Here is a 25,249-nt window from a genome sequence, read left to right on the forward strand (position 1 = left end):
AAGTGCATCACCTTACCGTGACGTGCATGAATTTCTCCCCTCGTTTTGCGGCCGTGCTGGCCACTCTTCTGTGCGCGCCCACCGCTTCGGCGCTGTCCCTGCAGGAAGCGCAGCGCGCCATGGAAGCACACAACCCGGACCTGCGTGCGGCGGCACTGGAGCTGCGCGGCGTGCAGGGCGATGTGCAGACGGCGGCGTTGCGCCCGGCCACCGAGTTGTCGATCGGCGCCAGCAAGATCAGCCCCAAGCATGGCATCGGCTCCGGACGCTGGCAGGACAAGCGGGTGGACAGCACCGTGGGCCTGGGCTGGACCTGGGAGCGCGGTGGCAAGCGTGCGTTGCGTATCCGCCAGGCCGATGCGCTGCTGGAAGTGGCCGGGCTGGAGATGCTCGATGCGCGGCGCCGCCAGCAGGTGGCGCTGCATGAAACCTATTTCGCTCTGAAGGGCGCACAGGAGCGGGCGCAGATTGCCGATGCCAACCGCCAGAGTTCGGCCGAGCAGATGGCGGCGGCGGACAAGCAGGTTGCCACCGGGGCGATGGCGCCGGTCGACCGCGCGCGGCTGGCAGTGGACGACCTGGCGGTGGCCGACGCGGCGCGCGAGGCGTCGCTGGATCTGCGCGATGCGCGGCATGCGTTGGGGCTGCTGCTCGGCCGCGACGACAGCCATGACCTCAGCGCCGATGATCCTTGGCCGGAGGCCAGCAGCGTGGCCAGCGTGCGTGCGTTCGATCCGCAGCAGCGTGCCGATCTGCGCGCGGCACGTTCGCGCCTGGCCGCGGCCGACGCCGGTGTGGCACTGGCGCGCAGTGAGCGCCACCGCGACATCCAGTTGGGCGTGGAGGCCGAGCGCGAGCCGGCTGACATCAGCGGCGTCACGTGGGGTGTGTCATTGACCATACCGCTCGGCGGCCCGTCACGTGCACGCGGCGCGATCCAGCGTGCCGAGGCCGACCGTGACAGTGCCGCGCTGGAGCTGCAGGTGCTGCAGCGCGAAGCGCGTGCCGAACTGGACCAGTTGCAGGCCAGCGCGCAGTCCGCCGCGCAGCGCCGGAGCGACTACGAAGGACTGCAGTCCGACGCCGCACGCAGGGCGGTGCAGGGCATCGAGCTGGCCTACCGCCGCGGCGCCGCCAGCCTGACCGATCTGCTGGATGCGCGCCGCAGCTGGCGCGAGTTCGAGGCCGCGTTGATTGAAGCGCGTGCCGACCATGCCATTGCCCTGGCGCGCTGGGAAGCGGCCACATCCGTTGCTGAAGGAGAGTCCCGATGAAGTCCACCGTCGCTTATCGACCGCAGGCGCGACAGGCCGTGCTGCCGGCCTTGCTGGCGCTGGCCCTGCTGGGCGGCTGCGGCCGCGAACCGGCGTCGTATACCGAGGACGCGCCGAAGGTCAGTGCTGGCCAGATCCAGTTTCCTGCCGGTAGTCGCCAGCTGGACGTGCTACGCAGCGAGGTGGTCACCGCCGGCGCCAGCGCCAGCCTGCAGCTGCCGGGCCGGGTGGTCTGGGACGAGACGCGCTCCAGCGCGCTGCGTACGCCGTTGGCGGGGCAGGTGGCGCGCATCGAGGCACAGCCGGGGCAGAAAGTGAAGGCGGGCCAGGTGATCGCCTGGATCACTTCGCCCGAATTCGGCCAGGCCCAGGCGGAGGGCGTGCGCGGCCGTGCCCAGCTGCAGCAGGCGCGCAAGGAGCTGGAGCGCACCCGCGAGTTGCATGCGGCAGGTGTGGCGTCGGGCCGCGAACTGGACGAGGCCGAGGCCAATTTCGCCGGCAGCCAGGCCGATCACGCGCGTGCGACCGCCTTCGCCAAGGCCTATGGCAATGGCCAGCACGTCGATCAGCGCCTGCCGTTGCGCGCGCCGATCGATGGCGTGCTGGTGGAGCGGCGGATGAGCCCTGGCATGGCGGTCAGCCCCGACAGCGAACGGCCATTGGCGGTGATTGGCGATCCTGACCGCTTGTGGCTGCTGCTGGATGTTCCCGAGAGCCTGGCCGGACGCTTGAAGGCGGGCATGCAGGTGAGCGTGCCCGGGGCCGATGGACAGCCGCTGCAGGCGACCCTGCAGCACGTTGATGACTTCGTCGACAGCGAACGCCGCGTGGTGCAGGCGCGCGCCGAGCTGGACAACCGCGCACGCGGTTTCAAGGCGGGGCAGTACGTGCGCGCCCAGGTGGCGTTGCCGGCCGAGGGCGGTGTCTCGCTGCCCGATGCGGCCGTGTTGTTGATCGACGGCAAGCAGGTGGTGTTCGTGGAGGAGGGCAAGGGCCGCTTCGTGCGCCGCGCCGTGCATGCCGAGGAGCTGGGCGATGGCCGGCTGTGGGTGCGTGAGGGCCTGGCCGCAGGCGCCAGGGTGGTGGTAGAAGGCGGCCTGCTGCTGCAGCAGCTGGCGGACAGCGCACCGGCCGCCGCCAGCACCGGCACGGGGCACGCCGCCCCATGATCGATCGCCTGATTGCCTACTGCCTGCGCCAGCCGCTGATGGTCATGCTGGCACTGCTGCTGTTCATCGGCGCTGGCATTGCCGCGTTCCGCGTGCTGCCGGTGGAAGCCTTCCCGGATGTGTCCGACACCCAGGTGACAGTGGTGTCGCTGCACCCGGGCCGTGCCGCGGAAGAGGTCGAGCGCGAGGTGACGATGCCACTGGAAGTGGCGTTGTCCGGCATCCCGCATTCGGTGCGGGTGTTCTCGCATACGCAGTTCGGCCTGTCGATGATCATCCTGACCTTCGACGACAAGGCCGATGACTACTTCGCGCGCCAGCAGGTGCTGGAGCGCCTGCAGGGCGTGGAGCTGCCGGAAGGGGTGACCCCGGAACTGGAGGCGATGAGCTCGGCGGTAGGTGAGATCTACCGTTATGTGCTGAAAGGCCCGCACATGACGCCAACCCAGCTGCGCACCGTGCAGGAATGGACGATGGAGCGCAGCCTGCGCACCGTGCCGGGCGTGGCCGATGTGATCAGTTTCGGCGGCTTCGCGCGTACCTTCCAGGTCAAGCCGGACCTGGACAAGCTGCGGGACCGAGGCATCAGCCTCGGTGAGTTCGCCGAGGCGCTGGAGAAGGGCAGCTCGAATGCGGGCGGCGGCTACGTGGAACGCGGACAGCAGCAGTTCCTGATCCGTGGCGTCGGCCTGATGCGCTCGCCGGCCGACATCGGCAGCGTGGTGGTTGCGCAGCGCGGGGGCACGCCGATCCTGGTGCGTGACCTGGCCGACATCGCCGACACCGGCCTGCCGCGCCAGGGCCTGGTCGGTCAGGACGACAACGACGATGCAGTGTTCGGCATGGTGCTGATGCGCAAGGGCGAGAACCCGTCCGACGTGCTCGACGCCCTGCATGCGCGCATCGCCGAGATCGAGGCCAACCAGTTGCCGGCCGGGGTCAGCATCGAGCCGTTCTACGACCGCTCGTGGCTGGTCTCGACCACGCTGAAAACCGTCTTCCGCAACCTGCTGGAAGGCGCGGTGCTGGTGTTCCTGGTGCTGTGGCTGTTCCTGTACAACGCCCGCGCCGCACTGATCGTGGCGGCGATGATGCCGCTGGCGCTGCTGTCGACCTTCCTCGGCCTGCATCTGTGGGGCGTGCCGGCCAACCTGCTGTCGCTGGGTGCGATGGACTTCGGCATCATCATCGATGGCGCGGTGATCGTCACCGAACACATCGTCTCGCGACTGTCGAAGCTGCCACCTGCGGCCGACCGGAAGACACGGTTCTCGACCATTCTCTCGGCCGCATCGGAAGTGGGGCGGCCGACGTTCTTCTCGATGCTGATCATCATCGCCGCGCACATCCCGATCTTCACCCTGCAGCGCCAGGAAGGCCGCATGTTCGCACCGATGGCGTACTCGGTGACCTCGGCCCTGATCGGTGCGTTGATCCTGGCGCTGACCGTGGTGCCGCTGTTCTGCTACTGGTGGCTGCGGCGCGACCGCATGCGTGACGGCAATCCGCTGATGGACCGCCTGACCGGCTGGTACCGGCCGATCCTGGAGCGTGCATTGGCCCGCCCGCGTGCGGTGGTACTGACCGCAGTTGCGCTGCTGGTCGGCACGCTGGCATTGGGCACCCGGTTGGGTTCGGAGTTCCTGCCGGAGCTGGACGAAGGCTCGATCTGGCTGACCGCCACGCTCGACCCCAGCACCAGCCTGGCCGAAGCACAGCAGCAGTCGCGGCGCATCCGTGAGCTGGTCGGCACCTTCCCGCAGGTGTCGACGGTGGTGGCCAAGCTTGGCCGCCCGGAAGACGGCTCCGACGCCAAGGGCGCCAACCAGATCGAGGCGCTGGTGGCGTTGAAGCCGGAGAAGGAGTGGCCGAAGGGCGTGGACAAGCGGCAACTGGTGAGCGACCTGCAGCGCACGCTGGAGCAGCGCATCCCGGGGCCTGAGTTCTCGATCTCGCAGCCGGTGCGCGACAACATCCTGGAGAGCATCTCGCAGATCAAGGGCCAGGTGGTGATCAAGGTCAGCGGCTCGGACCTGGACGTGCTGAATCAGCAGGCGCAGGCGATCCTGGGTCAGGTGCGTGGTGTGGAGGGCGTGGAGAGCGCCTTCATTGACCGTGACGGGTCGTTGCCGCAGCTGCAGATCGAGATCGACCGCGACCGTGCCGCGCGCTATGGCCTCAATGTGCGCGACATCGACGAGGTGATCGAGACCGCACTGGGCGGGCGCCAGGTCGGTGAACTGTGGGAGGGCGATCGCAGGTTCCCGATCACGCTGCGCCTGGACGACGCCGACCGCGACCTGCAGCGGCTGCGCACGGTGCCGGTGGGCATCGGCGATGGCCACACCGTGACGCTGGCCGACGTGGCCGACTTCCGCATGGCCAGCGGCGCGATCAACATCTCGCGCGAGAACGCACAGCGGGTAAAGGCGGTGAGCATCTTCATCGCCGGGCGTGACATGGGCAGCGTGGTGGCCGACATGCGCAAGCGCGTGGAGGCCAGCGTGCAGCTGCCGGAAGGCTACCGGCTGGAGTGGTCCGGCGAGTTCGAGAACCAGCAACGTGCGATGAAGCGTCTGGGCTGGGTGATCCCGCTGTCGGTGCTGATCATCTTCGTACTGCTGTTCGATGCCTTCAAGGACGTCAGCAGCGCCGCGCTGATCCTGGCCAACGTGCCACTGGCGATGATCGGCGGCATCCTCGCCCTGTGGTTGACCGGCATTCCACTGTCGGTGTCGGCGGCGATCGGCTTCATTGCATTGTTCGGGCAGGCGGTGCTGAACGGGGTGGTGATGCTCAGTCGCTTCGCGCAGCTGCGCGAGCAGGGCATGGACCTGCTGCAGTCGGTGGTACAGGGCTCGCTGCAGCGCCTGCGCACCGTACTGATGACCGCACTGCTGGCGATGTTTGGCCTGCTGCCGATGGCGACCTCGCATGCGATTGGTGCCGAGACCCAGAAGCCGCTGGCGGTGGTGGTGATTGGCGGCCTGCTGTCGGCGATGTTGCTGACCCTGCTGGTGCTGCCTACGCTGTACTACTGGGTACACCGGCGCCGCGAGGCCCGGACGGGCTGACGATAATGTAGAGCCGAGCCCATGCTCGGCTGCTTCTGGCTTCTGCGCGAAGAGCAGCCGAGCATGGGCTCGGCTCTACAGCAGCGCTACGTCACCACGCCACGCCCTGCCAGGCAATCATCATCGGTACGATCAGCAGGCCCAGGCAGCTGACGCACAGCATCGTCGTGGTGATGTGGCAGAGCCAGAAAACTCGCGGCCTGTCCGCACGCCAGACTTTCCTGCCGTGGTTGACGCCCCGGATCGTAAAGCCAGCGACGATGCCGCCCAGAAAGAAGCAGACGGTGGCCAGTGCCCACAGCCCCCAGGTCAGCGCCATGGCCAGATTGCGAACGTCGCCAGGCAGCCGGGTCCACAGTACCAGCGTCGCCAGGGCCAACAGACCTCCCATCAGGAGGGTGATCATCCATAGCCAATACCAGATGCCCGGCTTTCCCATGCGCGCGGCTCTCGTCCGTTTGGGCGAGGATAGCCAGAGAAAGGGTCTTCACACCATCCCGCCGTTGGCGCGCAGGACCTGGCCGTTGACCCACCCGCCATCGGCACCGGCCAGGAACCCCACCGCACCGGCGATGTCCTCCGGCGTACCCAATCGCTGCAGGGGGTTCATCTTCGCCAACCGCTCGATCAGTTCCGGTGACTTGCCGTCCAGGAACAGGTCGGTGGCGGTCGGGCCGGGGGCCACTGCGTTCACGGTGATGTTGCGCCCGCGCAGCTCCTTGCTGAGGATGGCGCCCATCGTCTCCACCGCTGCCTTGCTGGCCGCGTACACGCTGTAGTTCTCCAGCTTGATGCCGACCACGCTGGTGGACAAGGTGATCAGCCGGCCACCGTCGCGCACCCGTCGTGTGCTTTCGCGCAGCACGTTGAAGGCACCCTTGAGGTTGATGCCGATCACCCGCTCGAACAGGGCGTCGTCGGTGTCGGCGAGCGGCGCCAGCTGCAGCACGCCGGCGCTGTTGACCACCACGTCGATGCCGCCGAAACGCGCCTCGATGGCATCGAATAGCTGCCGCACCGCCTGCGGATCGGCGACATCGGCCTGCAGCGCGATCGCCTGCGCGCCGGCTGCGTTGAGTTCGGCCGCCAAGGCTTCGGCGTCGTCGCGGCGGCCCGCATAGTTGATCGCGACCGCGTGGCCATCGGCGGCGAGCCGGCGGGAGATGGCGGCGCCGATGCCACGGGAGCCGCCGGTGACCAGGGCGACAGTGCGGGCGGGGGAGAGGGTCATGGTCGGTTCCAGCGGAGCGCGCCGGAATGGCGCAGGGCCATCTTCGTCATCTCTCCCGCCCGGATAATCATGCATAATCCGCCAACATCATTCGGGTAGCCGAACAATGGACCGCTTCACGGCCATGCGCGCCTTCGTCCGTATCGTCGAGCGCCGCAGCTTCACCCGGGCCTGCGAGGACCTGGACCTGCCGCGGGCCACGGTGACCGATGCGATCAAGGCGCTCGAACAGCGGCTGGGCGTGCGCCTGCTGCACCGGACCACGCGGCTGGTGGTGCCGACGCTGGAAGGCGAGGCTTTCTATGGACGTTGCCTGCGCCTGATCGCCGACATGGACGATGCCGAGGCCGCGTTCCGTGACGCGCCGCCGCGCGGCCCGCTGCGTATCGAAGTGCATGGCACGCTGGGCCGGCACCTGCTGTTTCCGCACCTGCCGGGATTCCTGCAGCGCTACCCGGAGATCGAACTGGACGTCAGCGAGGGTGACCGCTATGTCGACCTGCTGCGTGAAGGCGTGGATGCGGCGTTGCGGGTGGGGACGCTGGCCGACAGCGATCTGGCGGCGCGACGGTTGACCATGCTGCGCGAGGTCACGGTGGCCTCGCCGGGCTATGTGCAGGCGCACGGCCTGCCCGATACCATCGAATCGCTGCAGGACGGCCACCAGATGGTCGGCTACCGCTCCAGTGCCACCGGCCAGCTGATTCCCCTGGAGTTCCAGCAGGGCGGGCAGGTGCGCTACGTGCCGCTGCCGGTGCGGGTGCGTGTGTCCGGTGCGGATGCGTTCCTCGGCGCCGCGCTGGCGGGCCTGGGCATCATCCAGGCGCCGCGCTACCGGATGGACCCGTACATCGCGCGCGGGCAGCTGGTGGAGCTGTTGCCGGACGCGCCGCCGACCCCAAGCCCGTTGAGCCTGGTCTACCCGCGCAACCGCACGCCGTCACCGCGCTTGCGGGTGTTCATCGATTGGGTGACCGGGGTGTTTGAGCAGACCGGGGTTGCCGGCCAGCGGCCGGGACTACCGGGCTGAGGTGCTCGGCAGCACCAGCTCGAACAGGGTGCCGGTGTCATCCGAGACAACACTCACGCTGCCGCCGTGCGCCTGTGCGATCGCGCGTGTGATCGCCAGGCCCAGTCCGGCACCTTCGTGGCGGCCACGCTCGCCGCGGTAGAAACGATCGAACAGGCGCGGCAGCGCCTCGCTGGCGATCGGCGTGCCAAGGTTGTGCACGCTGACCCTGCACACGCCTTCGGCCTCGACCAGCCGCACCCGCACTTCGCTGCCCACGGCTGCGTACTTCAACGCGTTGGACAGCAGGTTGGCAATCGCCCGGTGCAGCATCAAGCGGTTGCCTTCCACGCTCGCCACACCTTCGCGGCGCAGGGTCAACTGTCGGTCCTCGGCCAGAAGCTCGTAGAACTCCAGCAGCGAATCCACCACCGCATCCAGCGCCACTGGCTCGCGCGAGGGCAGTGCACCCGGCGCTTCGGCCTGCGCCAGGTACAGCAGGTCACCCACGGTCTGCGCCAGCTGCTGCAGTTCCTCGGCGCAGGACGCCAGCGTCTCGCGATAGGCCTCATTGCTGCGCGGGTGCGCAAGCACCACCTGCACCTGGGTCAGCATGTTGGTGATCGGTGTGCGCAGTTCATGGGCGAGATCACCGGAGAACTCGGTCAGCCGCGCGAAGTCCTGCTGCAGGCGCGCCAGCATGCCGTTGAGCGTCTGCGCCAGCTGCTCCAGTTCGGCCGGCGCGCTGCGTGTACTCAGCCGGCGCTGCAGCCGGCCGGCGGTGATCTGCCGGGCCTCATCGGCCAGCGTGCGCAGCGGCCGCAGCGTGCGCCGCACCACGTAGCCGCCGAGCAGGCTGCTGGCCGCGGCGGCGCCGATGATGGCTATCGCCAGCAGATGGCGGAAGCGCTGCAGGAAATCGGCGTGGCGGTCGTCATCGATGGCCAGCAGGGTGACCAGCTCGCTGCCGTCGGCCAGGGTCTGGCGCAGGTGCAGGGCATGCATGCAGCGACCATCGGCGAGGATCCAGTCGTGCCGCCGTGGCGCGGCGTCGATCGGCTGGCTGCGTGCATGCTCGCGCAGCAGTGCCGGTGCGGTCGAGAAGAGCACTGCGCCGCTCCCATCAACAATGTGGAAGGCGATATCCGGATGGTGGCCCAGTGCCTCCGCCAAGCGCTGCCCGCGTGCGGACGCAGGTCCGTTGCCGGCCAGGTCACGGATCAACGCAACCTTGTTCTCCAGTTCGCTGAAGTCCTGGGCCACCAGGTCGTGGCGGGCGCTGACATAGATCGCCACGCCCAATGCGGCCAGCACCAGCGTGGCCACGATGGCGAACAGCAGCGTCAGCCGTACCGCGATGGAGCGACGCAGGCTCATCCGCTGTGCAATGCACCGTCGTCCGGCGCCTCCAGCACATAGCCCATGCCGCGCACGGTGACGATCAGCTTGGCGTCGAAGTCATCGTCGATCTTCGCGCGCAGGCGGCGGATCGCCACGTCGATCACGTTGGTGTCGCTGTCGAAGTTCATGTCCCATACCTGCGAGGCGATCAACGAGCGCGGCAGCACTTCACCGCGTCGGCGCGCCAGCAGTTCCAGCAGGGTGTATTCCTTCTGGCTGAGGGCGATGCGCTGGCCGCCGCGTTCGACCCGGCGGCGCAGGGTATCCACCACCAGGTCGGCGATGACGATGCGCTCGGCCTGCGGCAGCGCCTGGCCACGACGCAGCAGGGTGCGCACGCGCGCCAGCAGCTCTGCGAAGGCGAATGGTTTGGCCAGGTAGTCATCCGCGCCCAGCTCCAGGCCCTGAACGCGGTCGGCGATGCTGCTGCGCGCGGTGAGGAACAGCACCGGCACCTGCCATCCGGCCTCGCGCAGCCGCGACAGCACGTTCCAGCCATCCAGGCCGGGCAGCATCACGTCGAGGATGACCAGCTGGTACTCGCCGCTGCCGGCCAGGTGCAGCCCGTCGACGCCGTTGCAGGCGAGATCGACCACATAGCCGGCCTCGATCAGGCCCTGGCGCAGGTAGTTGCCGGTCTTGGGTTCGTCTTCGACGATCAGCAGTTTCATGGTGTGCCCATCATCGCAGCTTGGGCCCGTGCTGGAACGGATGAGTCATGCCAATGGGTCCAGAGTGCCGAGCACCGCCACGCAGGCCAGCACCAGCAGCGCCAGCACCGATTCGCAGGCCAGGCTGTGGCGAAGTGAGCGCAGCGGCCTGGGTTGCCAGCCGCCGCGGATGGAGCTGGCCAGCGCTGGTACCAGCCGCCAGCGATGCAGCGCGGCAAGCCCCAGCATGCCGCCCACCAGCGCCAGCTTGAGCAGCAGCCAACGCCCATGCGCGGCGCCGGTCAGGGTCTGTATGGAACCGCCGAGATCGACATAGGTGTAGGTGCCGGTCATCGCCAGCAGGGCGACGATGATCGTGCCCGGCACGGCGAAGCTGTGCGCGGCCTGCCACAGTTCGCGGGTACGTTCGTGCAGGCGCCGGCCCTGTGGACGCAGCGCCAGCTGCAGGATGGCGGCGATCGCGCCGACCCAGGCACCGGCGGCCAGCAGGTGCACGATGCCGGCCACCAGCCGCAACGTCCCGTCGAATCCATCACCGGCGGCGGCGTGACCATTCCAGGCGAGGCTGGCCAGAGCTACCGCCGTGAGTATCAGCAGCGCCAGACGGCGCAGGCCCTGCACCGGGCGATTGACTGCCAGCAGCGGCAGCATTGCCAGCAGGGCCAGGATGCGCAGCAGCCCCGCCTCACCCACCGGCGTACCGGTGAGGAACCAGTGCCCCGTTGCTGGGTCGATATCGGCTGCCGGGATGCCGAGCACGCCCGACAACCGGTTCACGGCATCGATGACGACCAGGATCAGCGCAACCACGGCGAGCGCCAGCGAGATGCCGCGTGGCAGCCCGGGGCGGACGAACAGCAGCCGCCCGAACAGCAGCATCAGTACCAGGTACAGCGCCAGCCGCAGCGCATACGGCGAGAGCTCGGCCATGGCGGCAGCCTTACTTCACGGTGAAGCGGTAGCTGCCGGTCATCGGATGACTGTCCTGACCGACCGCGCGCCATTGCAGTGCGTAGCTGCCGGCGGGCAGCGACTTGGCGAAACGCGCGCGTAGCGTGTGGCCATCTTCGGAAACGTCCTGCGCGACGGTAGGCATGGCCATCTTCATGCGGCCATGGTCCATGCTCAGTTCGATGCGGGTGGCACGCGGCATCACCTTCTCACTGAACTGCAGCGTGATCTCGGTCGCCGGGGCTACGGTGGCGTCGGCGGCCGGCGTCGAGCGCACCAGGCTGGGATGGGCCAGCGCCAGCGGCGCAACCGCGAGGCCGGTCAGCAGGACAGCAAGGACGGTGGAGCGGAGCAGGGAGCGGGCCATGCGTGGGACACCTGTGGAAGACGTGGCCCACAGGGTGGAGGGCAGCGCCTTTCGCTGCCCTGACCCGCACATTACCGATCTGTAATGTGCGGCCCACTAACAAGGTAGTGCCGGCCGCTGGCCGGCATCACAGCGCGTGCAGCGGCCCCTGCATGCGATGGAAACTGCCATCGGTGGCGGTGAACCAGGCCAGCGAATGCCCGCCCACGAAGTCATCGACATGCACGACCGTTGCGCCATCGGCTTCCTGCCACGAAATGACATAGACCCCTTCGCTGATCTGCTGCCACTCGCAGGCGGCTTCGCCCTGTGCACCGGCATAGGCGCCTGAGACGATGGCGTACTGCACATGGCGGCCATCGGCACTGTACGCGTTGTCTGCCGTCAGGCCGTCATAGCTGACGCGGAAGCGGCGGCCGGCGAACAGTGGCAGGGTGGACGCCGCGTTCATCGGATCGCCACCGGGTTGATGTTGACCTGGGTCGAGCCGACGTACAGCGGCTGGCCGAGCACGAACAGGAATTCCCAGGCCTTGTCGCGCACCAGCGCACGGCTGTCGATCAGCTCCAGGTTGTAGATGCCGCGCTTGGCCAGCATGTACTGGTTGATCGGGAACTCCTCGGCACCGTTCGGGTTCGGGTAGACCTCCGAGGCCCAGGTGTCGCCACCGAAGGCGACGATGCCCTGGTCGGCCAGCCACTTCGCGGCCTCCATGCCGATACCCGGTTCCACTTCCAGGAACTGTTTGTCGTCCTTGCCGATCAGTTCCAGCCAGCCGGTGTTGAACAGCACCACGTCGCCCTTGCGCAGGCTCAGGCCCTGCTTCTTCAGCATGGCCTGGATGTCGGCCACGGTGAACTCGGTGCCGCCGGGCACGATCGCCTTGCCGTAGTGCGCGGTCATGTCCAGCACGACGCCGCGGGTGACCATCGGCGGCACCTTCTCGACGCCGAGCTTGCGCACACCGTCCACGGTGACGAAGTCGGCGGCCTTGTTGCCGTTGTAGTAGACGTTGTCGATGCCGATATGGCCGATGCCGTTGAGCTGGGTGCCAACGCCGGTCCAGGCGTTCACCAGTTCATCGTTGAAGGTGAACCTGTTGGGGCCCAGCGACTTGCCGGCCTGCTGGCCGACCTGCACGTTGTACAGGCGGAAGCTGCGGTGGCGGAACGCGGGCAGGTTCTTGTCCACCGGCACCGCCAGCGGATAGGTCTTGCCGGTCCTGACCAGCGATACCGCGTGCTTGACCACGTCCGTGGTGAGCAGGTTGGCGGCGCCGATCTCGTCGTTGGCGCCGTAGGCAGAGGGGTACCAGTCCTCGGCGGTGGCCTGGAAGGACAGCGGCAGGGTGGCCAGCGCAAGCGCGGCCAGGGTGTTCATTTTCATGGCAAAGCTCCGGTAACTGTCAGGCCGTCGCGGGGGCGGCAAGCGGGGCATGCGGCGCAGCGGCGTCGGCATGGGCCGGGAAGTGCGGCAGCACGTACTCGGCGATCTCGTGGAAGGTCTCGGCCAACGGCCGTTCGTTGCGGCGGAACTGCAGGCCGATGTGGTCGACACCGGCCGCCTGCATGGCGTGCAGCTCGGCCAGCAGGGCGTTGCGGCCGCCGCGCAGCCCAAAGCGCCAGCGCTGCAGCGGGGCATCGGCATCGGCCACCAGGTCCAGGTGGATGAAGCTGGCATACGGCTTGTTGCCGGCCACGGCGCGCCAGGCCGCCACGCGTTGCGCATGGTCCTGTGGCGTGCCCGGGTAGGCCAGGCAGCCATCCATGTGCTGGCCGATCCACGCCGGCTGCTGCTGGGCCAGGCCTGCCACGAACAACGGCAGGGCCGGGCCATCCGCGGGCAGCACGTCCAGGCCCTGCGGCAGGTGCGAAGCGGCGCCTTCGCGCAGCAGTGCGATCTGCTCGCGGAAGCGGCTGCCGCGGGTGTCGAAGTCGCGGCCGAACAGCGGGTACTCCACCGGGCGGTCGCCACTGGCCACGCCCAGCAGCAGGCGGTCACCGCTGAGCCGCTGCACGCTGCGCGCCGACTTCAGGGTCAGCAACGGCTCGCGGATCGGCAGCACCACCGCACCAGTACCCAGCAGGATGTCCTTGGTGATGCCAGCCAGATAGCCGAGGTAACTGAATACCTCGAACACCTGTGCCGCATCACCGAAGGCCGGGTCGTACACCGGCACGTCGCGCACCCACAGCGCACGGAAGCCGAGGCGGTCGGCCAAGCGTGCCAGTTCTGCATGGCACTGCAGGTCCGGTTCGCCGGGCAGGCGTCGCGCGGCGCGTCGTGCCTGTTCGCCCAGCGGCGTCCAGTCATTGTCCAGCGGTGCTTCGATGCCGATGCTGAAACCACCGGCCTGCAACCGGGTCATCGCACTGCCCATGGCCTGGCGCCTCAGTCCCAGGCCGGGGCCAGGCCCGGCGGATCGACTTCGCGGCCGTTGCGGTCAAGCGCGGCGATCGCGGCCATGTCATCGGCATCCAGGCGCAGGTCCTGGGCGAGCAGGTTGCTGGCCAGGTTCTCGCGCTTGGTCGAGGACGGGATGACCGAGTAACCGCGCTGCAGCGCCCACGCCAGCGCAACCTGGGCCACGGTGGCCTGGTGCTTGCCGGCGATGGTGGCCAGCACCGGATCCTTCAGCACCTTGCCGTAGGCCAGGGTCATGTAGGAGGTCACGGTGATGCCCTGGTCCTGCAGGAAGGTGGTCAGTGCCGGGTTCTGCAGGTAGGGGCTCAGTTCGATCTGGTTGGTGGCGATCTCGCCGGCACCGACCACCTCGATAGCCTGCCGGGTCAGCTCGATGTTGAAGTTGGACACACCGATCTGGCGGGTCAGGCCCAGCGTCTTGGCGTCGGCCAGCGCGGTCATGTACTCGCGCAGTTCAACGCCATTGCCCGGCGCCGGCCAGTGGATCAGCAGCAGGTCGACATAGTCGGTGCGCAGCTTGGCCAGGCTGTCGCGCAGGCTCGGGATCAGCTTGTCGGCGGCGTAGTTGTCCACCCAGATCTTGGTGGTCAGGAACAGCTGGTCGCGTGGGACGCCGGATTCGGCGATGGCCTGGCCGACTTCGGCTTCGTTGCCATAGATCTGCGCGGTATCGACCGCACGGTAGCCGACCTCGAGGGCGTTGCGCACCGAGTCGATGACGGTCTGGCCGGTCAGGCGGAAGGTGCCGACGCCAAAGGAAGGAACGCTCATGATGGACTCCAGGGACTTCGTTGGGAGCCGGTGGGCTCGGGACAGGGCGAAGTGTGGGCGCTTTACATTTGTTGATTAAGCTGTGTATACGGGAAACGCTTTTGCGCCGAGGTAAAAAATGAAAACCACCCTGGATGAGCTGAAGGCCTTCGTGGCCGTGGTCGACAGTGGTTCGATCACGGCGGCGGCCGAGGCGCTGGAACTGACCATCTCCGCCACCAGCCGCACCTTGGCGCGGCTGGAAGACAAGCTGCAGACCACGCTGCTGCGGCGGACCACGCGGCGGCTGGAGCTGACCGAGGAGGGCGCGGCGTTCCTGGAGTACGCGCGCACGATCCTGGCCACGGTGGACGAGGCCGAGGAACAGATGGCCGCGCGGCGGCTGCAGCCGGTCGGGCGCCTGCGCGTGGACGCCGCCACGCCGTTCATGCTGCATGTGATCGTGCCGTTGCTGGAGGGCTTCCGCGAGCGCTACCCGCAAGTGGAGCTGGAGCTGAATTCCAACGAGGGCATCACCGACCTGATCGAGAAGCGCACCGACGTGGCGTTCCGCATCGGCGTGCTGCGCGATTCCACCCTGCATGCGCGGCCGATCGGCCACAGCCGCATCCGCGTCGTCGCCAGTCCCGAGTACCTGCGACGGCATGGCACGCCGACACGCGTGGAGCAGCTGCGCAAGCACGATCTGCTGGGCTTCACCCAGCCCAGTTCGTTGAACGAATGGCCGCTGCACGATGCCGATGGTGGGCCTTTCGTGATCGAGCCGGCGATCGCTTCATCCAGTGGCGAGACACTGCGGCAGATGGCGGTGGCCGGGCTGGGCATCGCCTGCTTGTCTGATTTCCTGACCCGCCAGGACCGGCGTGATGGCCGCCTGGCGCAGCTGTTTGCCAAGCAGACGCAGGAGGTGCGGCAGCCGATCAATGCGGTGTACTACCGCAACACCGCGCTGGCCGCGCGCATCACCTGTTTCGTCGACCACGTGACGCAGACGCTGGGACAGCGACCGTTCGACGAATAGAGAAGGGTAGAGCCGGCCGCTGGCCGGCTGCCGGAAGTGCATCAGTAGATCCACGCCATGCGTGGATGGTGTTTTTCCGTCCGGCCAGCGGCCGGCACTACCGTTTGCGCAGCGCCCGTCGGTTGCCGATGTGAGCGAACGCCAACAGCACGCCACCACATGCCGTGGCCACGCCATGCCAGAGCAGCGATTCCTTCAGCGGCAGGTACAGAGAGGCCGACAGCAGCAGGATGGCGCCGGCGCAGGCCAGCTGCACAGGCCGCCAGCGCCGATGCCGGTGCACCCCGGCCGAGGTACTCGCCAAGGCCAACGAGGAGGCCAGCAGCGCGAACAGCCATTCCCAGCGCGACATCATCAGCAGCAATGTCATCGCGCCATGGCCGGGATGCTGGAACGAGCGCAGCGCCATCATCGCTGCCGGCACGAAGGCCAGCAGCAGGGGCAGGGCGATGCAGTGGGCGGCGCAGGCCAGGGACAGCCAGGCACCGGCAAGATCGAAGCGGGGGTGCCAGCGTGCCGAAGTTGGCGGCTGGGCCAGGGCCCTTGCGGGGGTCGTGGGAATGTGGTCCATAATGTTACATAGTAACAATTGGAGTCTTTCCCATGAAGCTTCCCGCTGCTCTTTTCCTGCTGCTGGCTGCCAGCGCCGCGCAGGCCCACGACATCCGCCAGAACGCACCGCATGTGCATGGCCAGGCGACAGTGGATGTTGCGCTTGACCAGCAAACCCTGGAATTCGCCCTTCAGGCCCCCGGCATCGGCATCCTCGATTACGAGCGGCCGCCGGCCAATGCAGCCGAGCAGGCCGCGCTGGCACGGGCGACGTCATTGCTGAAGGGCGGCAACTGGGTCACCTTGCCCACCGCTGCGGGCTGCCGTCTGGCCACCAGTAAAGCCGATGCGGAGGGCTTCGACGCGACGGCCGCCGCGCCGCCGCCGGGACAGCACCGGCACGCAGGTTTCAGCGCAACGCTGCAGTACCACTGTGCCAAACCTGCCGCGCTGCGCGCCATCGTCGTGCGCCTGCCCGTACTTTTCCCGGGCCTGCACGAAGTCATCGTCAACAGCGCAACCGCCAATGGTCAAAACCGCAGTGTGCTGACGCCCGACAACCTGCGCGTGGTGCTGGCACCGTGAGCGCGGCACCGGTGATCTCGCTGGAAGACGTGCAGTTCGGCTACGGCACGCGGCTGGTGCTGGACATCCCGCGGTTGTGGGTCGAGCAGGGCAGCAGCGTGTTGCTGCGCGGAATCAGCGGTGGCGGCAAAAGCACCCTGCTGGGCCTGCTGGCGGGCGTGCTGCTGCCCGGCAAGGGCCGTGTCGAGGTGGCCGGCCACGCACTGCAGGACATGGGTGGTGCGGCGCGGGATCGTTTCCGTGCCGACCAGTTGGGCGTGATCTTCCAGCAGTTCAATCTGCTGCCGTTCCTCACCGTGCGCGACAACATCGCGCTGGGCCTGCGCTTCTCGCGCCTGCGCAGCGCACGCATCAGCGGGCCGCTGGATGCCGAGATCGCCCGCCTGCTGCAGGCCCTGCAGCTCAATCCTGAGCTGATGCAGCGGCGGGCGGGTACGCTCAGTGTTGGCCAGCAACAACGCGTGGCGGCAGCGCGCGCCCTGATCGGCCGTCCGACGTTGCTGCTGGCCGATGAGCCCACCTCGGCGCTCGACCGCGAAGCGGCGAGCGCCTTCCTGCAGCTGATGTCCGCGCAGTGCCAGGCGGCCGGCACCACGGTGCTGGTGGTCAGCCATGACGACAGCCTGCAGCCGTTGTTCGATCGCACCATTTCACTGTCCGAGATCAACCAGGCAGGTGCCGGCCATGCTTGAGCTTGCCTGGGCCAGCCTGCGCAGCCGCGCGTTGAGCGTGGGCCTGACCGTGCTGGTCATCACCCTCAGCGTGGTGCTGCTGCTGGGCGTCGAGCGTGTACGCACGCAGGTGCACGAGGGGTTTGCCAGCACCGTATCGGGCACCGATCTGATCGTCGGTGCGCGTTCGGGACCGGTGAACCTGCTGCTGTATTCGGTGTTCCATATCGGCGACCCGACCAACAACGTGTCCTGGCAGTCCTACCAGGAGCTGTCCGCATTGCCGCAGGTGAAGTGGTCGGTGCCGTTGTCGCTGGGCGATTCCTGGCGCGGCTACCGGGTAGTGGGTACCACTGGCGGCTACTTTGAACACTATCGTTATGGTTCCGGCCACGCGCTGGCCTTTGCACAGGGGCGGCCCTTCGATGATCTGTATGACGCGGTGATCGGCGCGGAGGTGGCTCGCGCGCAGAAGGTCGGCCTCGGCGACGAGATCGTGCTGGCGCACGGCACCGGCGCGGTCACGCTGGCCACGCATGCCGACAAGCCGTTCCGCGTTGCCGGCATCCTGCAGCGCACCGGCACGCCGGTGGATTCGTCGCTGCTGGTCTCGCTGCCGGCCATCGAGGCGATCCATGTTGACTGGCGATCGGGCGTGCAGCTGCGCAGCCAGAGCGTCAGCGCCGAGCAGGCGCGCCACCTGGACCTGACCCCGACCAGCATCACCGCCTTCATGCTCGGCCTGAACTCGCGCATCGCCACGTTCTCGGTACAGCGCAGGATCAACGAGTATCCGGACGAGGCGATGCTGGCGATCCTGCCCGGCGTGACCCTGCAGCAGCTGTGGCAGTCGCTGGGCACCGCCGAGCGAGCCCTGCAGCTGATCAGTGCAATGGTGGTGCTGCTGGGCATGGTCTCGCTGGTGGCGCTGCTGGTCTCCACCCTGCAGGAGCGCCGGCGCGAGATGGCCATCCTGCGTGCCACCGGTGCGCGACCGGGCTACATCGCGGGCCTGCTCGTGGTGGAAGCGGTGGCGACCAGTGCGGTGGCCAGCGTGCTGGCCCTGTCGCTGCTGGTGGTCGCCAGCATTGCCGGGCGCGGCTGGGTACTGGCCACCTTCGGTCTGTCGATCACCCATGTCTGGCCGGATGGCCGTGAACTGGCATGGGCAGCGGGCGTGCTGCTGATCAGCGCCGTAGCCGGGCTGGTCCCGGCGTTGCTCGCTTACCGGCGCACCTTGGCCGATGGCCTTTCACCGGGAGGTTGAGCATGCGATGGATGCGGGTAGTGGCAATGGTGCTGGCGCTGGCCGCCTGTGAGCGGCCGGTGGATACCGGCGTACAGGCCTTGCCACCCTCGCCGGTCGTCGACCGCGATGACCCTGCAGGCGCTGTGGAGCAGGAGCTGGACTGGTTGCAGATGATGCCCAAGGACGAGCTGGCCGCGCTGGAGCGGGGCGAGGGCCCGGAGGTCGAGCACAACGGCAACCGGCGCATGCCGCAGTTCGGTACCTTCCGCACGGTGGACACGGTCCTGCAGCGGCCGGTGCGCCTGCCGGGTTACGTGGTGCCACTGGCCAACGCGCAGGACGGGCGGCTGACCGAATTCCTGTTCGTGCCGTACTACGGCGCCTGCATCCACGTGCCACCACCACCACCGAACCAGATCGTGCACGTGGTGCTGCCGCGCCCGATCGAGATGCCGGACATGTACTCGCCGTTCTTCCTGGCGGGCACCCTGCGCGCCGAACGGTTGGATGACGATCTGGCCGGTTCGGCCTACACCATGCGTGACGCAGAGCTGAGGCCCTATGAACCGTAGTCACCTGTTGCTGGCGGTGGGATGCCTGTGGTTGGCAGGCTGTACGGCGCCGGGCGGCGATGCCTTGGTGGTCGGGCCACAGGACAAGCCGGCGCCCTCCGCCACGGCCGAAGCCCCCATCGACCGTTGGGACGCGTTGCGGCCCGACGAAGTGACCTACCAGCGCCCACCCCCGCAGATTGGCCTGTCACGCAATGGCATGGAGGGCGTGGGCGGCCTGATCGACGACACCGGCTCGGGCACGCCACCCGGGCTGGAGATCGACCATTCCAGCCCGGACCGCGCCAAGCAGTTCGGCTCCTCGCGCGTGGTCGACGCTGTCGACGGGCGCGCGGTGGACCTGGATGGCTACGTGGTGCCGCTCGGCACCAACGATGCCGGCCTGGTCGATGAACTGCTGTTCGTACCGTTCTATGGCGCGTGCATCCACGTGCCGCCGCCGCCGCCGAACCAGATCATCCATGTGACCCTGGCGACGCCGATTGCGCTGGGCGATCTGTGGGATCCGTACCGGCTTGCCGGCCGCCTGCAGGTGAAGCGTTTCGACGCGGATATCGCCAGCGCGTCCTACGATGCCGCGGCAGCCACGCTGACGGCGATCCGCAACTGATGCGCAGGCGATGGATCATGGCTGCCGGGGTGCTGCTGGGCGCGGTGGCGCCGCTGGTGTGGTGGCAGCGGCAGCGCGCACCCACCGCGCCGCCTGCGGTCGCGTTTCCGGCACCGGCGTCCGATGCCAGCCAGCGCATCGAACAGCGTCTGGTTGATGACCCCGCGTTTCGCAACGACGTGCTGTTCCTGCTCGCAGCAACATTGCGCGACCGCTGCCAGCCGGCGCAGGCGGGGCTGCTGGCGCGCATGGCCAATCGTGCATCGCTGCCGGTGCTGGCGGCAGTCAGCGCGGTGACCCAGCAGGACCCATCGCTGGACCGGCCGATCTACCAGTACATCCAGCACCGCGCCGATGCGACGCCGTGCGGGCAGCCGCTGCAGATGCCGTTGGCCGGGGGGCGCAGCATGGCCGTGGACATCGAACAGTATGCGCGCACGTTTCCGGACAGCTACTTCGACCCGCAACGCAGCAGCGAACCGCGGGATTTTGGTGGACTGTCGCTGCAGCAGCGTGCCGGCAACGCCTGCAACAGCGTGGTGTATTCGGTGCTGCCGCTGGGTGGCGCCGACTGGCGGTGCAGCAGCCTGCGCGCGAATGCCCGTGCGCGGGTGCGCGGCCTGTGCGAGGACGAACTGCGGCGCCAGCATGGGGGAACTGGCGGGGAACTGGACATGGCCGTGGGGAAGGGCATGCAGGCGGCGGTGGTATCGGCGATTGCCGCACTGCCGGAAGATTGCCGGTGATGATCCCTGACACCGGGCACGACCCGGCATGAGGGGCACGACAACATGAACATTGCCCGGGCCCCAATCTGAATTGGTGGCGCTGTTTTCATAACTATACAGGACATCCTGTATAGTTATGGCCGTATTCCACCCCCAACAGGTTCTCCCATGGCTTTGTCCCAGCCCTTGGCCGGTGCTCCGGCCCTGTCGCGTGCCCGTCGCTGGGCGCTGTTGTTCACCGTCGCCGCCGGCCTGCTACTGGTCACGCTCGACAACTCCGTGCTCTACACCGCGCTGCCCACCCTTACCGAAGAACTCTCGGCCAGTGCCGGCCAGGCGCTGTGGATCATCAACGCCTATCCGCTGGTGATGGCCGGCCTGCTGCTGGGTGCGGGCACGCTGGGCGACCGCATCGGTCACCGGCGCATGTTCCTGATCGGCCTGGTGGTGTTCGGTGTCGCCTCGCTGGCAGCGGCGTTCGCCGACACCGCAACGCAGCTGATTGCCGCGCGTGCATTCCTGGCGATCGGTGCCGCAGCGATGATGCCGGCCACGTTGGCGTTGATCGGACTGAGCTTCCACGAAGAACGCGAACGCAACATCGCCATCGCGATCTGGGGTTCGGTCGCCATCGTCGGTGCGGCGCTCGGCCCGATCATTGGCGGCTGGCTACTGCAGCACTTCTGGTGGGGCTCGGTGTTCCTGATCAACGTGCCGGTGGTGGTGGTCGCGTTCGTGGCCACGCTGCTGCTGGCGCCGGAAGGACAGCGCGACACCTCGCGGCCATGGGACCTGGTGTCGTCAGTGCTGGCATTGGCTGCACTGTCCGGCCTGGTGCTGGCGATCAAGTCGCTGATCGCCACGCCGCCCTCATATGCGCTGGGCGCAACCGCGCTGGTGTTGGCCGTCATCAGCGGTGCGGCGTTCGCGCGCCGCCAGCAGCAGCTGCCGTACCCGCTGCTGGACTTTGCGATCTTCCGTAATCCGGCGTTCCTGGCCGGCACGCTGTCGGCGGTGTTCACCCTGTTCGCGATGGCCGGCCTGCAGTTGGTCACCACGCAGCGCTTCCAGCTGGTGGCAGGTTTCACGCCGCTGCAGGCGGGCCTGCTGGTGTCGGTGGCGGCACTGGGCAGCCTGCCCAGTGCGCTGCTCGGCGGCAGCATCCTGCACCGGGTTGGCCTGCGCCCGCTGATCTGTGGTGGCTTGGCCGCAGGTGCGCTGGGCGTCGGCGTGGTGGCGTTCGGCTTCCTGCACGGCCTTGGTTGGGTGGTGGCTGGCATGGCCATCACCGGCTTCGGTATGGGTTCGGCCATCTCGGTGGCGTCCACCGCCATCCTCAACAACGTGCCGGCGCACCGTGCGGGCATGGCCTCGTCGGTGGAAGAAGTGTCCTATGAGTTCGGTGGCCTGCTGGCGGTGGCGATGCTGGGCAGCTTGAGTGCCGCAATGTACAGCGCGTTCCTGCCGGTCTCGGCCGATATGCCCGCGCTTGCCCGCGAGGGTTTCACCCAGGCGCTGCATGCCGCGCGCGAGAGCGGGCAGGGCGAGTGGTTCGCACTGGCTGCGGCCGCGTATGACCGTGGCTACCAGATCGTGCTGCTGGTGATCATGGCGGTGCTGGCGCTGGGTGCGGCGATCATCGCGCGCCTGCTGCGCGGCCGCGTCGGCAGCCGCGAGGGCGCGGCCGATCGCGTAAAATGAAGCGATGAGAACCAGCAAGCGCGATCGCATCCTCGACGCCGCCGTCAACGTGATCAATCGTGACGGCGTGCGCGCGGTGACCTTTGAGTCGGTGGCGGCCGAGGCCCAGCTGACACGCGGTGGCCTGCTGTATCACTTCCCGTCCCGCGAGGCGCTGCTGCGGGGGATCGACGAACACCTGGTACAGGCCTGGGAGACGTCGATGGAAGCGTTGCTGGGCAAGACCGCCGAGCAGGCCACTGCGTTGGAGCGTTACCAGACCTTCGTGCGCGTGTCGGCCCAGAGCGCCACCCGTGCCGAGCTGATGTTCATGCTCGAATCGGCCGACCCGGACGCCGAAGAGCGCCCGTGGGGACCGGCGGTGCGTCGCTGGGCACCGCTGCCGCCGGAGGCGGGTACAGCGGAAGACAGCGCAGCGCTCGACAATTTCGTGGCGCGGCTGGCCGCCGATGGCCTGTGGATCTACGAGGCGATGTACGAAGGGCAGCTGGACGAAGGCGTACGTGCCCAGGTTGCCGAGCGCATCGCCGGGCTGCTGGCGAAGCCTGATGGGTCACCGCACTTGTAGCGTCGAGCCATGCTCGACTGCTCTCCGGTCAGGCAACGAAACCCCCGCGCTTCGCGCGATAGCTGACCTGCGGTCGACTCTACCCGTTACCCATTTACCCAGCCGGCGCTGCGCTCGCGGCCAACCACGCCCTCGGCGAGGCCCCCAACCGTTTGCGGAACGCTTTCGACAGCGACGCGGTATCGGCAAAGCCCACCTCGATCGCCACCTGCTTGACCGCCACGCCGGCCCTCAATTGCGCGCAGGCCAGGCTCAGCCGCCAGTCCAGCAGATAACTGGCCGGCGTTGCCTGCATCACGTCCTTGAACACGGCCGCGAACGCGCTGCGCGACATGCCGGCAGTCGCGGCCATGCGCGGCAGCGTCCATTCGTCCTGTGGCGCCTGGTGCATCGCCACCAGTGTGCGTGCCAGCCGTACATCGGACAGCCCCCGCATCAGCCCATGGCTGACGCCGGCCGCATCCGGGTGGTCCACCACCCAGCGCAGGATCTGGATCAGCGCGACCTCGAACAGGCGGTTGGTCAGCAGCCGTGAACCACAGCGCTGGCGATCGGCCTCGGCGAACAGCAGGTGCAGGGTGTCATCCAGTTCGCCGATCGCGGCCAGTGGCACCACCATCACCGGCGGCAGCGACTGCACGATCGGATTACGCGCGCCGCCATCGAAATCCAGCGTGGCGCAGGTGAAATCCGGGCCTTCCAGCGGTGCATTGAAGAACACATGGTGCAGCGGTTGCGGATACAGCAGCAGGCTGGGTGTGTCGATCTTCAACCGGGGCAGCGCGATATCGCCGTCGGGATGACGGACCTCCATTTCACCCTGGCGCAGGATGTGCAGGAAGGCACGACCGGGCTGCGGCTCGAAGACATGGCGCCCGCACAGCGGACCGCTGTGGAACAGCGCGGCCTGCACCCGGAAGCGTTCCAGCAGGGAGGAGAGACGGTCGGGTGGGGAGGTGTCGGTGGGCGTGCTCATGGATGAATGGACAACATGTGTGGCTGATTGCGCCTGAAGCGTCCAGCGAGTCTACCTAGGATGAGCGGGTCGTCCAATCCCGGGCGCTTTCCCAAGGAGATCCACCATGTCCCGTGTCCCCCTGATCGATGCCGCCAACACCACCGCCGACCGCGAGGCCCTGCTGGGTCAGGTCCACGCTGCCTTCGGCGCCACCCCGGCCATGTTCCGCGCCGTGGCCAACTCGCCAGCCGCCCTGCAGAGCATGTGGGGTTCGTTCGGCGCGCTGGGCGGCGGTCGCCTGTCGCCGCTGCTGGGCGAGCAGATCGCCGTGGCCATCGCCAACCGCAATGCCTGCGAGTATTGCCTGGCCGCACACACCGCGCTGGGCCGCAAGGCGGGTGCCAGCAGCGAGCAGATGGCCGCTGCACAGATCGGTCAGTCCAGCGATCCGGCCACCTCGGCGGCATTGGACTTCGCGCTGAAGGTGGTCGAGCAGCGTGCGCAGGTCACCGATGGCGATGTGCAGGCGCTGCGTGCGGCCGGCTTCGACGATGAGCAGATCGTTGAGATCCTCGCCCACGTAGCGCTCAACCTGTTCACGAACTACGTCAACGTAGCGTTCGACGTGCCGGTGGACTTCCCGAAGGTGGCGCTGCGCTGAGCTGTGCCAGACCGGGGGCGTCGTGCTCCCGGTCGTTCTCAGTCGTCCCGTTTATCGTTCGCCTGCAGCCGCTCGGGATGGGTATACACGTTGAATCCGCTTTCCCGCGCGAACCCGACCAGGCACAGGCCTGCACCGCGGGCCAGATCGACCGCCAGCGCGGTCGGCGCCGAGACTGCGGCCAGCACGCTGGCACCGGCGCGCACCGCCTTGCTGACCATTTCGTAGCTGGCCCGGCTGGAAATCACCAGCAGGCCGCCTTCAATGGCGTGTTCGTTGTGGTGCAGCGCGCCGATCAGCTTGTCCAGCGCATTGTGGCGACCGACGTCTTCGCGCACCCAGCCGATGCGACCGCTGGCGTCGGCCCAGGCCGCGGCATGGGTCGAACCGCTCACCGCATTCATCGGCTGATGCTGCACCAGTGTGGCCAGCGCCCGTTGCAGGGCTGCTGGCGGGTAGGTTCGCCGTTCGCGCACCTCGGGCAGCGGCCGCAGCACTTCCTCCAGCTGGCGCGTGCCGCACAGGCCGCAGCCACCCCGGCCGGGCAGCAGGCGCCCGTTGGCCGGATCCAGGTCGGCACCGGGTGCATCCTCGGTCACGGTCATCTGCAGCTCGATGCCTTCCAGTTGCGGTCGTACCTCGATGGCCAGCAATTGGGCAGGCGTAGCGATCAATCCCTCGCTGAGCGAGAACCCCAGCGCAAAGTCCTCCAGGTCGCAGGGTGTGGCCATCATCACCGCGAAGGCGGCGCCGTTGTAACGCAGCGCCACCGGCACTTCCTCGGCCACCACGTCGATCTGCGGCTGCTGCCCCTTGCTGCGCCAGCGCTGCAACGGGCGCAGGGCCGTGCCGGCAGGCGGGGTGTGCGGTGGGGTCGAATCTGGCATGCAGCGCGTCCGGACTAAGGAAATACGCAGGTGGTGGACCACCCACGGCATCGAGAATAGCGCAGTGGCCGTGCGCTGACGCAGGTGTAACCGTTGTCATGGCAGGCTGCGCTGAAAACAGCGCGCAGCCACTGGCGAAGCCGT

27 protein-coding genes are annotated in these 25,249 nt (G+C 68.0%); 14 read left to right on the plus strand and 13 right to left on the minus strand.

Translation table 11 applies throughout. The annotated features are described in order from the left end of the window. Positions 1–26 precede the first annotated feature (26 nt). Genes AC5P8D_RS03415 through AC5P8D_RS03425 form a run of 3 tightly spaced genes read left to right on the plus strand, consistent with a single transcriptional unit; the run spans position 27 to position 5,517 of the window. On the plus strand, positions 27–1,274 hold the full coding sequence (locus AC5P8D_RS03415) for a TolC family protein (protein WP_049455134.1): 1,248 nt from the start codon (positions 27–29) through the stop codon (positions 1,272–1,274). Further along, on the plus strand, positions 1,271–2,443 hold the full coding sequence (locus tag AC5P8D_RS03420) for an efflux RND transporter periplasmic adaptor subunit (protein WP_495203072.1): 1,173 nt from the start codon (positions 1,271–1,273) through the stop codon (positions 2,441–2,443). Before AC5P8D_RS03415 ends, AC5P8D_RS03420 begins: the two co-directional genes overlap by 4 nt. Beyond that, entirely contained in the window at positions 2,440–5,517 is a 3,078-nt protein-coding gene (locus AC5P8D_RS03425; protein ID WP_159360234.1) for an efflux RND transporter permease subunit, read from the plus strand. The genes AC5P8D_RS03420 and AC5P8D_RS03425 overlap by 4 nt, the downstream gene beginning before the upstream one ends. A 91-nt stretch (positions 5,518–5,608) precedes the next feature. Here AC5P8D_RS03425 and AC5P8D_RS03430 read toward each other — a convergent pair whose 3' ends face one another. Then, positions 5,609–5,923, minus strand: a complete 315-nt coding sequence (locus tag AC5P8D_RS03430; RefSeq protein WP_146205525.1) for a hypothetical protein — start codon at positions 5,921–5,923, stop codon at positions 5,609–5,611. Positions 5,924–6,004: 81 nt separating this feature from the next. Then, positions 6,005–6,748, minus strand: a complete 744-nt coding sequence (locus AC5P8D_RS03435) for an SDR family oxidoreductase (protein WP_109814231.1) — start codon at positions 6,746–6,748, stop codon at positions 6,005–6,007. A 106-nt stretch (positions 6,749–6,854) separates the two neighbouring features. Between AC5P8D_RS03435 and AC5P8D_RS03440 the strand changes: the two genes are divergently transcribed. Beyond that, positions 6,855–7,778 carry a LysR substrate-binding domain-containing protein gene (locus AC5P8D_RS03440; protein WP_171954375.1) on the plus strand — a complete coding sequence of 308 codons (924 nt, stop codon included), beginning with the start codon at positions 6,855–6,857 and terminating at the stop codon, positions 7,776–7,778. On the opposite strand, the gene AC5P8D_RS03445 is transcribed toward AC5P8D_RS03440, so the two are convergent. The 8 genes from AC5P8D_RS03445 to dkgB form a co-directional block, all read right to left on the minus strand. Beyond that, entirely contained in the window at positions 7,767–9,134 is a 1,368-nt protein-coding gene (locus AC5P8D_RS03445; RefSeq protein WP_159360232.1) for a heavy metal sensor histidine kinase, read from the minus strand. The two genes, AC5P8D_RS03440 and AC5P8D_RS03445, sit on opposite strands and share 12 nt — an antisense overlap. Then, complete coding sequence (locus tag AC5P8D_RS03450; RefSeq protein WP_109814228.1) at positions 9,131–9,829, minus strand: heavy metal response regulator transcription factor; 699 nt, start codon at positions 9,827–9,829, stop codon at positions 9,131–9,133. Before AC5P8D_RS03450 ends, AC5P8D_RS03445 begins: the two co-directional genes overlap by 4 nt. 45 nt (positions 9,830–9,874) lie before the next feature. After that, positions 9,875–10,759, minus strand: a complete 885-nt coding sequence (gene copD, locus AC5P8D_RS03455) for a copper homeostasis membrane protein CopD (protein ID WP_109814227.1) — start codon at positions 10,757–10,759, stop codon at positions 9,875–9,877. Between the two features lie 10 nt (positions 10,760–10,769). Beyond that, positions 10,770–11,147: a copper homeostasis periplasmic binding protein CopC gene (copC, locus tag AC5P8D_RS03460; protein ID WP_159360231.1), complete on the minus strand. Its 378-nt coding sequence runs from the start codon at positions 11,145–11,147 to the stop codon at positions 10,770–10,772. A 127-nt stretch (positions 11,148–11,274) separates the two neighbouring features. Continuing rightward, positions 11,275–11,598: a MoaF-related domain-containing protein gene (locus AC5P8D_RS03465; RefSeq protein ID WP_043396144.1), complete on the minus strand. Its 324-nt coding sequence runs from the start codon at positions 11,596–11,598 to the stop codon at positions 11,275–11,277. Continuing rightward, a complete protein-coding gene (locus tag AC5P8D_RS03470; protein ID WP_159360230.1) occupies positions 11,595–12,533 on the minus strand; it encodes a cyclase family protein in 939 nt (312 codons plus the stop codon). The genes AC5P8D_RS03465 and AC5P8D_RS03470 overlap by 4 nt, the downstream gene beginning before the upstream one ends. 19 nt (positions 12,534–12,552) lie before the next feature. After that, positions 12,553–13,527: a TIGR03571 family LLM class oxidoreductase gene (locus AC5P8D_RS03475; protein ID WP_043396137.1), complete on the minus strand. Its 975-nt coding sequence runs from the start codon at positions 13,525–13,527 to the stop codon at positions 12,553–12,555. Between the two features lie 11 nt (positions 13,528–13,538). Then, positions 13,539–14,342 carry a 2,5-didehydrogluconate reductase DkgB gene (dkgB, locus tag AC5P8D_RS03480; RefSeq protein WP_043396134.1) on the minus strand — a complete coding sequence of 268 codons (804 nt, stop codon included), beginning with the start codon at positions 14,340–14,342 and terminating at the stop codon, positions 13,539–13,541. Between the two features lie 118 nt (positions 14,343–14,460). Between dkgB and AC5P8D_RS03485 the strand changes: the two genes are divergently transcribed. Beyond that, entirely contained in the window at positions 14,461–15,363 is a 903-nt protein-coding gene (locus AC5P8D_RS03485; RefSeq protein WP_159360228.1) for a LysR family transcriptional regulator, read from the plus strand. 97 nt (positions 15,364–15,460) lie between these two features. Here the strand turns inward: AC5P8D_RS03485 and AC5P8D_RS03490 are convergent, their stop codons facing one another. Then, entirely contained in the window at positions 15,461–15,934 is a 474-nt protein-coding gene (locus AC5P8D_RS03490) for a MerC domain-containing protein (RefSeq protein ID WP_248853554.1), read from the minus strand. A gap of 32 nt (positions 15,935–15,966) precedes the next feature. On the opposite strand from AC5P8D_RS03490, the gene AC5P8D_RS03495 reads away from it, so the two are divergent. The 8 genes from AC5P8D_RS03495 to AC5P8D_RS03530 all read left to right on the plus strand — a co-directional run bounded on the left by AC5P8D_RS03495 (position 15,967) and on the right by AC5P8D_RS03530 (position 22,599). Continuing rightward, positions 15,967–16,500, plus strand: coding sequence for a ZrgA family zinc uptake protein (locus AC5P8D_RS03495; protein WP_010485427.1), 534 nt, complete (start codon positions 15,967–15,969; stop codon positions 16,498–16,500). Then, a complete protein-coding gene (locus AC5P8D_RS03500; RefSeq protein WP_053443120.1) occupies positions 16,497–17,192 on the plus strand; it encodes an ATP-binding cassette domain-containing protein in 696 nt (231 codons plus the stop codon). The genes AC5P8D_RS03495 and AC5P8D_RS03500 overlap by 4 nt, the downstream gene beginning before the upstream one ends. After that, entirely contained in the window at positions 17,185–18,438 is a 1,254-nt protein-coding gene (locus AC5P8D_RS03505) for an ABC transporter permease (RefSeq protein WP_495203073.1), read from the plus strand. The genes AC5P8D_RS03500 and AC5P8D_RS03505 overlap by 8 nt, the downstream gene beginning before the upstream one ends. 2 nt (positions 18,439–18,440) lie before the next feature. Then, on the plus strand, positions 18,441–18,992 hold the full coding sequence (locus AC5P8D_RS03510; protein WP_483724613.1) for a DUF3299 domain-containing protein: 552 nt from the start codon (positions 18,441–18,443) through the stop codon (positions 18,990–18,992). After that, positions 18,982–19,602, plus strand: a complete 621-nt coding sequence (locus AC5P8D_RS03515) for a DUF3299 domain-containing protein (RefSeq protein WP_029380017.1) — start codon at positions 18,982–18,984, stop codon at positions 19,600–19,602. The genes AC5P8D_RS03510 and AC5P8D_RS03515 overlap by 11 nt, the downstream gene beginning before the upstream one ends. Next, positions 19,602–20,348, plus strand: a complete 747-nt coding sequence (locus AC5P8D_RS03520) for a hypothetical protein (RefSeq protein ID WP_495203074.1) — start codon at positions 19,602–19,604, stop codon at positions 20,346–20,348. The genes AC5P8D_RS03515 and AC5P8D_RS03520 overlap by 1 nt, the downstream gene beginning before the upstream one ends. Before the next feature lie 150 nt (positions 20,349–20,498). Continuing rightward, positions 20,499–22,031, plus strand: coding sequence for an MFS transporter (locus AC5P8D_RS03525; RefSeq protein ID WP_495203075.1), 1,533 nt, complete (start codon positions 20,499–20,501; stop codon positions 22,029–22,031). A 4-nt stretch (positions 22,032–22,035) separates the two neighbouring features. Continuing rightward, entirely contained in the window at positions 22,036–22,599 is a 564-nt protein-coding gene (locus tag AC5P8D_RS03530; protein ID WP_049409551.1) for a TetR/AcrR family transcriptional regulator, read from the plus strand. A gap of 94 nt (positions 22,600–22,693) precedes the next feature. On the opposite strand, the gene AC5P8D_RS03535 is transcribed toward AC5P8D_RS03530, so the two are convergent. Beyond that, a complete protein-coding gene (locus AC5P8D_RS03535) occupies positions 22,694–23,575 on the minus strand; it encodes an AraC family transcriptional regulator (RefSeq protein WP_049455146.1) in 882 nt (293 codons plus the stop codon). 106 nt (positions 23,576–23,681) lie between these two features. On the opposite strand from AC5P8D_RS03535, the gene AC5P8D_RS03540 reads away from it, so the two are divergent. Continuing rightward, a complete protein-coding gene (locus AC5P8D_RS03540; protein ID WP_019337220.1) occupies positions 23,682–24,218 on the plus strand; it encodes a carboxymuconolactone decarboxylase family protein in 537 nt (178 codons plus the stop codon). A gap of 38 nt (positions 24,219–24,256) precedes the next feature. Here the strand turns inward: AC5P8D_RS03540 and fdhD are convergent, their stop codons facing one another. Beyond that, positions 24,257–25,105: a formate dehydrogenase accessory sulfurtransferase FdhD gene (gene fdhD / locus AC5P8D_RS03545; protein ID WP_495203076.1), complete on the minus strand. Its 849-nt coding sequence runs from the start codon at positions 25,103–25,105 to the stop codon at positions 24,257–24,259. Positions 25,106–25,249: the final 144 nt, after the last annotated feature.

It is taken from the genome of Stenotrophomonas sp. YJH_SMC_101-4 (genome assembly GCF_059370395.1).